This window comes from Dyadobacter koreensis, from assembly GCF_900108855.1.
Classification (GTDB): Bacteria; Bacteroidota; Bacteroidia; order Cytophagales; family Spirosomataceae; genus Dyadobacter; species Dyadobacter koreensis.
The window spans coordinates 380,947-395,207 of sequence record NZ_FNXY01000005.1 but is presented as its reverse complement, the minus strand read 5'-3'; the positions used below and the strand labels follow the sequence as shown (position 1 = coordinate 395,207).

Here is a 14,261-nt window from a genome sequence, read left to right as displayed (position 1 = left end):
TTCATCCCGATTTAGTAAAAAACATGTATTACCTGAATGACTGCCGGTTTCTAACATTCTCTATACTGCTCTTTTTAAATATTTTATCAACCTCTGCACAAAATGTTCCGGAATGGAAAGATCCTGAAATCATCAGCGTCAATACAGAAAAAGGACGTGCAGATTTTGTGCCTTATGCGAATGAAAAAAGCGCACTTCAACTTGATAAAAAATCTCCTTTTGTCCGTTCATTAAATGGCAGCTGGAAGTTCAAATGGGCTTCCCATCCTTCCCAGGCTCCCTCTGATTTTTTCAAACCTGCGTTTTCTACATCCAACTGGGATAATATTCCTGTACCTTCCAACTGGCAGGTTATAGGCGCAAGAGAGGGCAGAGTGTATGACAGACCGGTTTTTACTAATATCAAACATCCGTTCAAAGCAAATCCCCCAAGCATTGATGCCGACACAAATGCAACGGGACTATACCGCACAACGTTTAATGTATCCGAAAGCGACAAAGGCAAAACGTTTTTCCTTCAGTTCCAGGGTGTCCAGTCAGCTTGTTATGTATGGCTGAACGGTGTGGCAATAGGTTATCATGAAGACAGCATGACACCTTTTGAATTTAATGTTACCGAAGATATCAAATCTGGGACCAACGATCTCGCTGTTGAAGTCGTGAACTGGTCAGATGGAAGTTATCTTGAAGATCAGGATTTCTGGCGGTTATCCGGAATTTTTCGTGACGTCAATCTGATTATGGTTCCTGATATACATATCAATGATTTTTCTGTTCGAACTGATCTTGATGCCGATTACCAGAATGCCACGTTGAAAGTCAGCACGTTTGTAAAGAATTTTTCAAAACAGGCAGCCGCAGGAAATCAGCTGGTATTGACTTTATATGATGACAAAAAATCGGTCATCGTTTCTCCAATAAATCATCTTATTGGCAATCTGGAATCAGACGGCGAACTTCCGGTCCGTATTGATATTCCCGTCAGTAATCCTAAAAAATGGAGCGCAGAAGATCCGAATCTTTACACGCTGACGATTCAGATTCTTAATTCAAATGGCCAAACAATTGAAGCGGTCAGTCAGCGCGTAGGATTCAGAGAAATAAAGATTTCCGGTGGACAACTGTTGGTGAATGGAAAAGCGATCACGATTAAAGGCGTTAACCGTCACGAGTTTGATCCTGAAACTGGCCGTGTGATAAGCCGGGAGTCGATGATCAAGGATATCACCCTGATGAAACAGCATAATATCAACGCCGTCAGAACTTCTCATTATCCAAATGTTCCGGAATGGTATGATCTGTGCGACGAATATGGATTGTATGTGATGGATGAAGCTAATATCGAAAGTCATGAGCTGTGGGGAAAAAATATAATTCTGGCAGATAAACCACAGTGGAAAGCTGCATTTCTGGCAAGAGGAACTGCGATGCTGGAACGTGATAAAAACCATCCATCCATTATCATCTGGTCCTTGGGCAATGAATCAGGCATGGGTGCTAATTTCACCGCAATGGCTGATTATATCCGTTTATCTGATCCTACACGCCCGATTCATTATGAAGGAAGAAGCAATTATAAACCGACGACATTAAGCAGTTTTGATATAATTTCGGTAATGTATCCGTCGGTCAACGACATGATCGAGTTGGTAAAAAAAGATAAAAACCGCCCATTAATCGTATGTGAATATGCTCACGGTATGGGAAACAGCATTGGAAATTTTAAGGAGTATTGGGACGTCATTGAGAAATATCCCACTATGCAGGGCGGCATTATCTGGGATTGGGTTGATCAGGGTTTACAGCTTAAAACACAGGATGGGACACCTTACTGGGATTATTTTAATTATATCGACGGTGCAAATGCGGGTGATGGTCTTGTGAATCCAGACCGCGTTCCGCAACCGGAAATCAATGAAGTAAAAAAGGTTTATCAGTATGTAAAATTCGAAACGCCCGACACGCTTAGAGCCGGCCAGCAGCAAATTACGGTAAAAAATAATTACGATTTCATATCCCTGAAAGATGTTGAACTGGTCTGGTCATTGCAGCAAAATGGCAAAACTGTTGACGACGGCAAGATAGCGGCTCTTTCTGCCCTGCCAAAGCAATCGCAGCAGCTTACCATTCCATATCAAATACCGGCAAGCAAAAAATCAGCTTCTACTGGTGGTTATGAATATTTCCTGAATCTTAGTGTACGCCTTAAAAGACAGACAGCCTGGGCAGCCGAAGGTCACGAAGTTGCTGCTTATCAAGTTCCGGTACAAGTTGAAACGGACGAGCGGAAAGATGTTCCCTACACCCGCAGTCCTGCTTTACGATTATCGCTCGTTCGGGGAAAAGGAGTGACTGTCAGCGGACAGAATTTTTCCGTCAGTTTCAACAAGAAAAGCGGAACAATTTCTTCATTTATTTACAAAAAAGAAGAAATGCTGGAATCAGGATTAAATGCCAATTTCTGGCGTGTACCGACTGATAATGATGAAGGCGGCGGAAAACAAAGCTTCGCTGCACAATGGCGAAAAGCGAACCTGGATTCTTTAAAATTGACCGGAACGGATTTGCGTGTGGAAAAACTGAATCCGCATGTTTATAAAGTTACTTTGAAGAAAAGCCTGAGAAGCAGAGCAGGCGCCATGATTGTCAGTTCTGTTTACACGATTTATGCTTCCGGTGATATTCATGTGCAAAATACATTTACTCCAACCGGCGAATGGCCTTCTCTGGCAAAAGTCGGTATGCAGTTCCAAATGCCGGTAAGCTACAATCAAGTGGAATGGTACGGAAACGGTCCGTTTGAAACCTATGCAGATCGCAAAACGAGCGGACAGATTGGATTGTATGCAGGAAGTGTGGCTGACCAGCACTTTTCATATATCAGTCCACAGGAAAACGGAAATAAAACCGACGTTCGCTGGGCACGTGTTACCAATGAAGACGGCCTCGGTTTGATCGCCATCAGTGATTCTGTTTTTAATTTTAATGTTCATGATTACACGGACAAGGAGTTATTGGATGCCCAAAAACGCGCATCTGTTTTTTCAAGAGGAAATACAACACTTGTCAACATAGACCTTGCTCAAATGGGACTCGGGGGTGATGACAGCTGGTCGCCGCGTGTGCACGAGCAATACCGCCTGCCAGCAAAACCTTACTCCTATTCATTCAGATTGAAAGGAATTGATAATGCTTCCAATATCGATCAGATCACACATTCAAAACTACCCGCTATCGCTCCGAAAGTCATCGAGCCTGTTGCAGCACAAGGTGACGAACAAGTGGAAGAAGGCGAGGCCGATGCTGCGGATGAAGAAGAAGTTATAAAACCGACGGTAAGAAAATATTCTTCAAAATATTCCAAAATAAAAAAGAAGAAACCGACCCGTAAGAAGAGATCGGTTTCCAGAAAAAAATCTAAAAAGAAATCTGCTTCCAAAAAGAAAAGAAGAAGAAGAAGATAAATCCAGGATATGCCCTTTCCTACTTTTTATAAGGTGAGAGGGTATATTCTATCTTCACTTTTATGGATTGGGCAATTTTTACAAAGACGATCTGCGGCACATCGATTTTATGGTCCACCAAAGCCACTTCAAAATCGGAAGTCAGGCTTATTTTCCCTCCTTCTACTTTCAGCTTTCCTTTGATAGTTCTGTTTTTGGATATACCGTGCACCGTAAAACTTCCGGTTGCCGAAGCATCATAAGAACCATCTTTGGAAAAATCAATGGCTTGGTCCAGTTTCCCGCTGAACGTTCCATTAGGATATTTATCCGACTCCATATAGTTCTCGTTGAAATGTTCCTGCATCAGTTTGTTTGGAAAAACAAAATCCCTCATGTTCATTCGGATAGCAATCTCATTTGTTGCCGTATTTAACAAAACCTGCGTTTTTTTGTTTTCAGCATTGATGTTCTCCATCGGTGTTTCGGATGAAAATTTTGTGTTTCCTGCCGCAGTTGCAAACATGCCGCCCTGGGCAAAAGTTATCCGTGATACTCCCGAAAGCGCGAAGAAAAAGATCACGCTCAGGACTATATGATGTTTCATAAATCAGTCTGGTTAGTTATTTCGCTTGTTTACTTTTCTTGTCAAAACTGAAAGTTCTGGAAATATTAAATCCATAATGAACATCCCCTCTCCCCCAGCTCCCGGTTGTTTCTCCGATAAATTGCTTTTCAATCATCCCAAGCGAATTGGTAAAATGCAGCTGAAATACGTGTCCGCCAGTATCAATATCAACGCCAAGTGCCATTGAATCGTAATAGGGAAGCGTAGAGTTCTTATCCCGGGCCGTCCAGAAATATTCCGCATTGACGGAGACACGTTTGCTCAGTTTAAGCCGGCCGCCTAAACCAAGGGAGAAAAGCCCCCGCTTATCTCCCTCTAATTCAGGCAGGTTTCGATATAGATAGGTTGGTGTAATTTGCAACGACAGCCTCTCGCTGAATTTGCGCGCGATCAGCGCCTGATACACATACGTAAGTTTGTTTTGAAAACTACGGGTCAATTCTTCTTCGGTCACCGGGCGAACCGTCCGGATGGCAGCGCTTCCAAAAAGTGTTACCGAAACCGGGATTTCTTTAGCTCCGGCCGATTGTTTGATAAGTCTGTATTTTCCAAAAAAATCAAATGCTTTCTGTTCCGTGCTGCGTCCAACGCCGATCATAAGATCGTCGGTCAGACCATATTCGAAACCTAATCTCAATGTCGCCTGATCTAATCCGTATAGTTCATAAGATCCGGAATTCAACCTACCAAAACGGTGAGAAATACGAAAATCCAAATGATTTCTCTTCACGGTTTCAACTGAATGCCCGTTGATTATCCGCGTGGATTTAAAGGTAGCTTGTACCGGTGCACTGCTGTTGCTGTCGAGTTTGGTTAATTCTCCGAGCAGGTCGTTCTGGGCATGCAGCTGTGTTGTTGCGATAAGTAAAATGATTGCGAGGCGGAGTGCTTTCATAGTTTTTCGAGTTTACGCTGTAACTGTTAATGTATTTCCGTCTGCTGAGATTACGGCTTTGTATGCTTTGAGTGCTGCCACCGCCGGCCCCTTATCAACTGTTCCGGTCAAAGTGAATTCTGATCCATGGTTTGCACAATAGATATCATTTTCCCCAGAACGGTACTGAACAGTTGTTCCCTCATGTGTACAAACTTTCGAAAGTGCTACATAGGCAGAAGCTGTCGAATAGGCCACGATCAGATCGCCAATGATTGCAAATGAACCGGCAGTTTTTAATTTGGCATACGTAGCATTGGTTAGATCAACAGTAAAATTGATAGCACCTGCTGAGGTCGTCGCATTGCCGGTCAGCCCGGTTGTCGATCCTGGTGTGGTCGGTGTGGTCGGCGTCGACGAGATCGGATCCATGTCTCCCGTGCTGCATGAGGTCACTGAACCAAGGCAGTAAATGGCCATTAATGTCGATGTTCCGAGACTGAGACTTCTTAGAAATTCTCCCCTCTTCATTGTTTCTTTTTGCTTAACGTTCATGATGAATTAATTTGAAATGAAAAAAATTGACACAAAGAGTTCCTGTTCCCGGATTTTCAGGGAATTACTATGACGACAAAAATTATATTACTTATTTAAAATGAGGGGTATATCTTATTGAAAACCAGACACCGGTCGTGAACAAATTAACTTTTCCATAACCAACTCTCTTAATCGGAACTCTGACATAAGGTTCTGCCAAAAGGGAGATTTTTTTTGAAAACCGGTATTCGTATCCAGCCGAGGCATTCAAGTGGCTAAGCCAGTACCAGCCCGTCGCTGCATTTTTTTCGTAATATTTTGCATTGTAGGTATGTGGCGCATAATTGTATTCATACTTTTCATCTTGCATGTAATAAGAAGATGCTCCAGCACCAACAAACCATCTGGATCGATCATTCTGAGATAAGTCATACCGTAAATTCAAAGGAACTTCAATAACCTTACAAATCGCATCTACACTCGTTGGCCGCGCTTTTTGATCGTTCCAGTAACTTGGCCATTCATATTCTCCCGGCTTCGCATTATACCCTTTCGAACTTCTGATCAATCCTGTTTGAAAATATAATTTAGGTAGAAACGAATACTCTATCAATAGCGAAACCGCCGTTCCGGGTTTTGTAAAGTTTTTCAGACCCACTGAACTCAGATCCGGAGAAAAACCAAAACGGACTGCTAATTTTGGAGTTACATCTTTTGCATCGGCCTGCTTTACAGGTTCGGCAATTTGCGGCGTATCCGTTTTTTGTATTTCCGGCAATTTGTTTGACTTGTCAGAAACAAAAGATCTTGATTTTAGCAGATCTGCATCAATTGATAATCTGTTTTGCTCAACCTCTGACTTTAAATCGGCAGTTGAAACCGAGTTACCCTGATCGCCAGCCGTTGACGATCCGGCTAATTTATTTTCTCCTCTTAATTGATTATCAGCATTTTCCGAATGCATTACAGCGTTTGATTTTTCTATTCCGGTTACCGTTTTTTCTTCTTTTAAAGAACTACCTTTTTCACTCCGCGAAAACTCCGAAGTTTCGTTTTTAGAATAAAATGCCCCGTCAACCCTTCTCCCAATAGAACGGTCAGGTTCTAAGTACACTCCGCCTGTCTTAGACCAGCGACGGGGCAGTATCTTCTTGCTCTCAGCTTTACTAATTAATTTCTTCTCAGAAGGTTTAGTGTTTAAAATCTCTTCCTTTTGCTGTTGCCGGCTATTTCCAGGTACCAAAATTTTCTCGTCGATTACCTCGTTTTCAGCTCCTGACTTCGTTTCCGAGCCTGATTCATTTAAAACAGTTTCTTTCGAACTTTGGGCAACCTGTTTATTACCAAGCTGTCCGGTTTTTTCTGATACCCTTTTCTCCCCAGGAGTAAGGCTGGCATTCACTTTTCCGGCTCTTTCGTCTCTTGTCAACATGTAGGTCGTAATACCTGCAATAAAAAGCAAAGCCAGCAAACCGATCGGCCACCATTTTTTAAATAAAGTACCAGGCGTTTTTCCATCATGTTCATCTAACTTTCTCTTCAACGCATTCCAGTCGTCGGGGTCGAAAGTAGAATCAAGCTCTTCGGAAGACTTTCTGAAGAGCTTGTCCAGTTCGTCATCTGGAAACTCTTTCATAATTGTCTATATTTATCTTGGATAGCATAATTCTTAATTTCTCCCGTGCCCGCGACAAGTTTGACTTTGAAGCTCCTACGGAAATATTCAATTGTTCGGCAATTTCTTCGTGTGTGTATCCATCAATTACAGCCAGACTGAATACCAGCCGGTAAGCCGGCGTCAGATCCTGGATAAGACTGATAATCTCCTCATGTGCCATTTTGTTGATAACCGTTTCATCTACAAATACCTGATCCGCAGCTTCCACATCATCCAAAACATCATGACGGATTTCATGCCGATAATGATCCAGTGCGGTGTTGATCATTATTCTGCTCAACCAGTTTTTAAAAGAACGGCTCTGATCAAAACTATCCAGCTTTGTGAAAATCTTCAGAAAGCCATCATTCAGTATTTCTTTTGCTTCTTCCCGGCTTCGTGTATAGCGCAAACAAATGCTCATAGCATAGCCATAAAACTGTTTATACAACAGCTCCTGACTACGGCGGTTCTTTTTCAAACAGCCGTCGAGTAGTTCTTGAAGAACGGCGGAGTTATACTCGGGCATGTCTTTGTTTTTTTAGCACTTACGAGCGAAGTGACAAAACAGTTGCGTGAGCCGAAATCTTTTTTCAAATATTTTTTTATTATGCAGTTTTTGGCGAACAGTCCCGGCCGTTCTGTTTTCCCGGATGAAAAATTTGCCTGGTTGGTTTCACAAAATTTTAACTATTTTCAAATGAAAATAAGTGAATAAAAATTAAGTTAAGTATCTGATTTAAAATTATGTAGCAGAATGTTTAGTGGATTCAAAGATTTCAAAATTTAATAAAGCATTTTCAAAACTTGCAAGGGATCCCGAAGCGTAACCCAAGAAGCTTTCAAAAAAGGGCTGGTTATTGACGGAGAAAACTGGATGTGATCAATAGCCGGAATTTGACAACGCATATCTACAATGAAGAAGTTGTTGATGAAATAACGAAGAAGATAATTGCTTTATATTATCCTGCCTTTAAAGAATTTCAAACTAAAATGACACAGTTTCTAATTTAATATGGAATACGGTTTAAAAGAAAATGTTACATCTTTATTTTACGAAAAGTAGATGAACAGCTCGACGATCTGTTACTACCCTACACTTCGACCAATCCATTTATCATTAAATAAACAGCCCGGAGTTGCTGGACCACATGAACAGAGCCGGCAAGGTATTTTCCAGTAAAAAACCTCACAACTAATTTTTTCCCGAACCATGACAAATCTCAATTGTCTGACTTCTGATTCTTGCCACTTAATTATCAATTATTCCGTACTTTTGCCGTTCTGAATATAGATATATGGTAATCAGCACTTTGAGATGAAAAAATTTTAAGCTGCATATATTCAGGAGTAAATTAAGTAAACGCTTGTCGAATATCTTTTTGTAATGGCCAAAAGAAGAAATAGTGATGAGGGAGATGGAGAATCTCCTTTTGCAGTGAGAAAAATAAGTTGGGAAGGACTCAAAAAAACATTTGCCCTCTTTCGTTACATACTTCCATATAAATGGATTTTAATTGTTGGAATGATATTCCTGGTTCTTTCAACTTTCACCTCGCTTGCCTTTCCGAAATTAGTAGGGAGCATTGTTGAAGTTATTGAAGGAAAATCAAAATATACAATCAACCAGATTTCAGGCTTTCTGATCTTTGTTCTTGTTTTTCAGTCTATATTTTCCTTTTTCAGAATCTTCCTTTTCACGCGGGTCAGTGAAAGGGCAATGGCCGATTTGCGCCGTGACACGTATAGCAAAATTATCACACTGCCGATTGGATTTCTCGAACAACGTCGTGTTGGAGAATTGACAAGTCGCGTAACCTCTGATGTTTCTCAACTGGAAGGTGTCTTATCTTTTACTATTGCCGAGTTTTTCCGTCAGGTCGCCACACTCTTCGTTGGTATAGCGATAATATCCTACACTTCCTGGAAGCTGACATTATTCATGATGGGGACATTCCCGATTTTGGTCATTGCAGCCATGTTTTTTGGAAGATATATACGTCGATTGTCTAAAAAAGCGCAGGACGAACTGGCTGCTGCAAACGTTATTGTTGAAGAAACACTTCAATCGGTAAATGTTGTAAAAGCATTTACGAACGAACATCTGGAAGTCAACCGTTATGAAACCGCATTGGGGCGGGTAGTGAAGCTAGCTTTGCATGCAGCCACTTTCCGCGGAGGGTTTGTTTCGTTTATTATTTTTGGTATTTCAGGAGGAATCGTCGGTGTGATTTGGTTTGGAGCCGGTTTGGTTCAATCGGGAGATATGTCATTATCCGACTTGTTCACATTTATTTTATATACCACCTTTATTGGTGCTTCCATTGGAGGAATGGGCGACCTTTATGCACAAATCAATAAAACGGTAGGTGCCTCAGAAAGAATTTTTGAATTGCTCGAAGAAACTTCGGAAGTGTCAGTTGAAGATTCTGCAAAAACTTCGGCAGTTCATATCGCCGGAAATATCTCCTATCAAAATGTACAATTTTCATATCCGTCGAGAGCTGACCTGCCTGTTTTAAAAGGTATTTCTTTTCACGTGAAGGCAGGAGAGAAAATTGCTTTGGTTGGATATAGCGGTGCAGGAAAATCGACGATTATTCAACTGCTTATGCGGTTTTATGATCATCAGTCAGGAGAAATCCTAATTGATGGGAAACCGATAAATACTTATGGAATTTCTGAGTTAAGGAAAAACATTGCTATTGTTCCGCAGGAGGTTATGCTTTTTGGAGGAACGATTTACGAAAATATCGCTTACGGGAAACCATCCGCTACAAGGGAAGAAATCCTGGAAGCTGCCACAAAAGCATATGCCACTGAATTCATCGATACTTTCCCTGAAAAATTTGAAACCGTTGTTGGTGAGCGGGGTATAAAATTATCGGGTGGACAGCGTCAGAGAATTGCGATCGCCAGAGCAATACTAAAAAATCCGAAAATTTTAGTCCTGGATGAGGCAACAAGTTCATTGGATGCAGAGTCAGAAAAACTGGTTCAGATTGCACTAAACGATCTGATGAAAAACCGTACAACGATTGTCATCGCGCACCGGCTGGCAACCATTCGGATGGTTGATTCCATTTATGTGATAAAAGAAGGCCAAATTGCCGAATCGGGTACACACCAGGAATTATCGCTACTGGACAACGGCTTATATGCGAGCTTGATAAAATTACAATTTGAAACTGCTGAGAGCCATTGATGGATAATCAAAAGGAAATTCAAAACCCGCACACTTTTTTTGAAAACGAATTTCAAAAAGCGAAACTCACCGAATCCATTGCACAGAAACGCTTTAATATGCTTGCAATCGGCCGGATCATTGCTTTTCTAAGTATTTTCGGAACGGCGTGGTTATGGAATGATACCGGTCAATCAAGCTGGGGAATTGGCACAGCCATCGCATTGGTTTTTTTTCTGGGACTGATGCGTCTTCAGCAGGCAGCTAAAAGAACCCGGAATTTCCAGCGCAATCTTCAGGCGATCAATGAAGATGAAATAGAAAGGCTATCATTTCGCTTTAAGAGAAAAGATACCGGAATTCACTTTCAGGAAAAAAATCATTCGTTTGCTACTGACCTCGATATTTTCGGCGACTATTCCTTATACCGTTTACTGAACCGGACAAGAACTGCCGAAGGAGCCAGAAGGCTTGCAAAATGGCTCAAACATCATGCGTCATTGGAAGAAATTCTGATGCGCCAGGAAGCTGTTGAAGAATTTAAAACGAATCCGAAGCTCAGACAATCCTGGGAAGCGACGGCTCTTTTACATGAACACGCAGCCCATCAGGTTACAGCTTTTCGGGATTGGGCAACCGAAACATTGCCGGATTCTTTGAAATCATCCTTGCGCTGGCGATTTTTTCCACTTGTAACACTGGTCGTTGGAAGCCTGGTCTACATAGGTTTAATTCCCGCATGGACTCTCATTCTAAGCTTAGTCTGGCACCTTGTTATCCTGCGACGTTACCAGGAAACTTTGCAAGGTCTTGTCAACCGCACAACAGCATTAGGTTTTACACTCGCAGCTTATGCAGATTTACTTGACATTGCTGACGCTGCGCCCTATCGTTCACGGTGGTGGAAACAACGCCAGACTTTGATTCGTGGCTCTGCCCATTTGTTGAGAAAAGCAGGTGTTTTATTTGAAAGACTTGATTATCGAAACCATCCATTCTTTGCTCTTTTCATTGGTATTACCACGCTCTGGGATATGCATTGTCTTGCAGGTCTGGAGAAATGGAAAGAGGCAAATAAAGAACAGCTTAACAGTTGGCTGGACGTGCTTGCCGATACGGAAGCAATGAACAGTCTGGCAGGAAATGCCTTTGCCTATCCGGAACATACCGTACCGCAGGTTACCTGGCAAAAAGATGTTTACATTGAAACAACACAAATGGGACACCCGCTTATTCCGAAAGAAAAAAGGATAAGCAATAATTTTAACATGAATGGATTAGGCCATACCATTCTGGTGACCGGCTCCAACATGTCCGGAAAAAGTACGTTTTTAAGAACCATCGGCCTGAATCTCGTTCTTGCGCAAATGGGCGCCGTTGTTTCTGCTGCTAAGTTTGCCTGCGCACCTGTCCGTGTGTTTAGCAGCATGCGTACTCAGGATTCCCTTGAAGAAAGTACTTCGTCGTTTTATGCTGAACTGAAACGATTGCGACAATTACTAGAATTGTCAGATGAAAAGAATGAGTCTCCTGTATTTTATCTTTTAGACGAAATTTTAAAAGGAACAAATTCCGCTGACCGTCACAAAGGTGCAGAAGCGTTAATTCGTCAATTGCATACCAAAAATTCGGCAGGCCTGGTTTCAACCCACGATCTTGAACTTGGCGAATGGGGAGCGAATGAGTCATACGTCCATAATTTCCATTTCCGGTCAGATGTCGAAAACGGACAGCTCAAATTTGATTACCAACTGCACGACGGAATTTGTAAATCCTTCAATGCCTCTGAATTGATGCGGATGATGGGTATCGATATTGAAGTATAACATCAGGCCAAAGTACCGTTCGTAAAAGGTTTTTACACGAAATTGTGCCTTTTGCGTAACTTTACTGTTTGAGATTACGTTTATTTGTATTAGCAAGAAAAGTAAAAGTTTAATCTTTGAAATTAAAAGTTGTTACTCGCATAGCGAAAGCAGTTTCTTTTTTCAATTTTCCATTATCAATTTTCAATTATTTCAAAGACCTGAATGGAAATCTTAATTATGGCCGGACAACTCATTTTGGGTTTGTCTATTTTGGTGGGATTGCATGAATGGGGGCATATGTTTGCCGCCAAGATGTTTGGTATGCGTGTAGAGAAATACTTTATCGGATTCCCTCCGAAAATATGGAGTATACAAAAAGGTGAAACTGAATATGGAATTGGCGCTATTCCACTGGGTGGATTTGTGAAAATATCAGGTATGATTGATGAATCGATGGACACCGAGGCGATGAACAAAGAGCCTCAGCCATGGGAGTTCCGTTCGAAACCAGCGTGGCAGCGTTTAATCGTAATGCTAGGCGGAATTATCGTGAATGTTATTGTCGGTGTATTCATCTTTATTGTTATTGCGTACAAGGACGGCGAAAAGATTCTTTCGAAAGAAGAAGTGAATAAATATGGAATTGTGGCGGGTGATCTTGCGCAACAAATTGGCTTGAAAACAGGCGATAAAATTGTGAAAGTGAACGGTAAATCATTCACCGATTTCAATGATGTTGTTAGCTCGGATGTATTTTTGGGAAGCAATAGCTCATACACGGTGAATCGTAACGGCCAGGAAGTTGACATTGATATCCCGAATAATTTTATTGAAAAACTTTCTGACCCGGAAGAAAAAGGGAATTTTATTCGTCCGGCGATGCCGTTTAAAATCGCAGAACTTGTGCCTGGAATGCCTGCTGCGAAGGCAGGTTTGAAACCAGGCGATAAAATCGTTTCGATCAATGGCTCTCCTATCCGTTTTTACAATGAAATTCAGGCACAACTTCCGTTGTTAAAAGGCAAAGAAGCTAAGCTTGGTATTGAACGTGAAGGCAGGCAACAGGAAATAAATGTAAATGTTTCGGCAGACGGCACGATCGGGTTTTATCCTGAAAGTCTTTTAGCTACAACAACGATAAATTATACTTTGGGCCAGGCTGTAAGCAAGGGCACAGAAAATGCATTTGCCGTAGTATTTAACAACATTAAAGGTTTCGGCAAAATATTCCGCGGCGAAGTTTCTGCATCAAAAGCATTGAGCGGACCCATCGGAATTGCCCGTATGTTTGGCGGAATCTGGGATTGGAGCCGGTTCTGGTATTTAACAGGACTTCTTTCCATGGTTCTGGCATTTATGAATGCCTTGCCAATTCCGGCTTTGGATGGTGGTCATGCTGTCATCCTTTCTTATGAAATTATTTCCGGCCGGAAGCCGTCGGATGCTTTCCTTGAGAATGCACAGAAAGTAGGGATGGTTCTCTTACTGGGCCTCATGGCCTTCGCCATTTTCAACGACGTTTGGAAAGCTGTTTTCTAAAAAATTGCTTAACCGGTTTCCAGAATGGAGACCGGTTATTTTTATAAATTTTACATCTTCTTACACGTTTGCATTGAAGATATCCTGTTTCCCTTTTCTGCTGATTATTCTTTGTTTGTCAAGTTCCTTTGCTCCAAAACATGAGTATCATGTAAGTGTTACGCAAATGCAATACGACAAGCCGGGGAAATCTTTTCAAATCAGTATCCGGATTTTTACGGATGATCTTGAAAAAGGTATTTCGGAAGACAATAACAAACGAATCTTTACGATTAAAAATAACGATCAGAACAATCCATTCGTTGAACGTTACATCCGCAAACATTTTATATTAACCAGCGGACAGAAAAAAGCAGAAGTTCAGTATCTTGGCAAAGAAGAGGAAGCTGACGCAACCTGGGTATACCTTGAAATTCCATTTTCAGAAAATCCGGAGGGCTGGAAACTTCAAAATAGCATTTTAATGGAAGTGTTTGATGATCAAGTCAATATGACGAATGTCAAATCGCCGGCCGGCCCAAAAACTTTTTTGTTCAAGAAAGGACAAACTGTGCAATCACTTTAAGCGGATTATTTGCAAAATGCCTGACA

General features: G+C 41.6%; 11 protein-coding genes. 6 read left to right on the top strand and 5 right to left on the bottom strand.

Annotated elements, in window-relative coordinates:
- Positions 1–23: 23 nt before the first annotated feature.
- Positions 24–3,464 carry a beta-galactosidase, LacZ type gene (gene lacZ, locus BMY70_RS17315; protein ID WP_090337327.1) on the top strand — a complete coding sequence of 1,147 codons (3,441 nt, stop codon included), beginning with the start codon at positions 24–26 and terminating at the stop codon, positions 3,462–3,464.
- Positions 3,465–3,483: 19 nt separating this feature from the next.
- On the opposite strand, the gene BMY70_RS17310 is transcribed toward lacZ, so the two are convergent.
- The 5 genes from BMY70_RS17310 to BMY70_RS17290 all read right to left on the bottom strand — a co-directional run bounded on the left by BMY70_RS17310 (position 3,484) and on the right by BMY70_RS17290 (position 7,668).
- Positions 3,484–4,050, bottom strand: coding sequence for a YceI family protein (locus BMY70_RS17310; protein ID WP_090337326.1), 567 nt, complete (start codon positions 4,048–4,050; stop codon positions 3,484–3,486).
- A gap of 16 nt (positions 4,051–4,066) precedes the next feature.
- Entirely contained in the window at positions 4,067–4,966 is a 900-nt protein-coding gene (locus BMY70_RS17305; RefSeq protein ID WP_090337324.1) for a DUF5777 family beta-barrel protein, read from the bottom strand.
- 12 nt (positions 4,967–4,978) lie between these two features.
- Positions 4,979–5,500 carry a QcrA and Rieske domain-containing protein gene (locus BMY70_RS17300; RefSeq protein WP_090337322.1) on the bottom strand — a complete coding sequence of 174 codons (522 nt, stop codon included), beginning with the start codon at positions 5,498–5,500 and terminating at the stop codon, positions 4,979–4,981.
- A gap of 91 nt (positions 5,501–5,591) precedes the next feature.
- Positions 5,592–7,118: a porin family protein gene (locus BMY70_RS17295; protein WP_090337320.1), complete on the bottom strand. Its 1,527-nt coding sequence runs from the start codon at positions 7,116–7,118 to the stop codon at positions 5,592–5,594.
- Positions 7,099–7,668, bottom strand: coding sequence for an RNA polymerase sigma factor (locus BMY70_RS17290; protein ID WP_090337318.1), 570 nt, complete (start codon positions 7,666–7,668; stop codon positions 7,099–7,101). The genes BMY70_RS17295 and BMY70_RS17290 overlap by 20 nt, the downstream gene beginning before the upstream one ends.
- Before the next feature lie 350 nt (positions 7,669–8,018).
- Here BMY70_RS17290 and BMY70_RS31695 point away from each other — a divergent pair, with 350 nt between their 5' ends.
- From BMY70_RS31695 to BMY70_RS17265, 5 genes are all read left to right on the top strand, one after another.
- Positions 8,019–8,153 carry a nucleotidyltransferase substrate binding protein gene (locus BMY70_RS31695; RefSeq protein ID WP_374754713.1) on the top strand — a complete coding sequence of 45 codons (135 nt, stop codon included), beginning with the start codon at positions 8,019–8,021 and terminating at the stop codon, positions 8,151–8,153.
- A 373-nt stretch (positions 8,154–8,526) separates the two neighbouring features.
- Complete coding sequence (locus BMY70_RS17280) at positions 8,527–10,344, top strand: ABC transporter ATP-binding protein (protein WP_090337314.1); 1,818 nt, start codon at positions 8,527–8,529, stop codon at positions 10,342–10,344.
- On the top strand, positions 10,344–12,149 hold the full coding sequence (locus tag BMY70_RS17275) for a MutS family DNA mismatch repair protein (RefSeq protein ID WP_090337312.1): 1,806 nt from the start codon (positions 10,344–10,346) through the stop codon (positions 12,147–12,149). Before BMY70_RS17280 ends, BMY70_RS17275 begins: the two co-directional genes overlap by 1 nt.
- A 204-nt stretch (positions 12,150–12,353) precedes the next feature.
- Entirely contained in the window at positions 12,354–13,670 is a 1,317-nt protein-coding gene (gene rseP, locus BMY70_RS17270; protein ID WP_090337309.1) for an RIP metalloprotease RseP, read from the top strand.
- A 115-nt stretch (positions 13,671–13,785) separates the two neighbouring features.
- Positions 13,786–14,235: a DUF6702 family protein gene (locus BMY70_RS17265; protein ID WP_143072115.1), complete on the top strand. Its 450-nt coding sequence runs from the start codon at positions 13,786–13,788 to the stop codon at positions 14,233–14,235.
- The last annotated feature ends 26 nt before the right edge of the window (positions 14,236–14,261 follow it).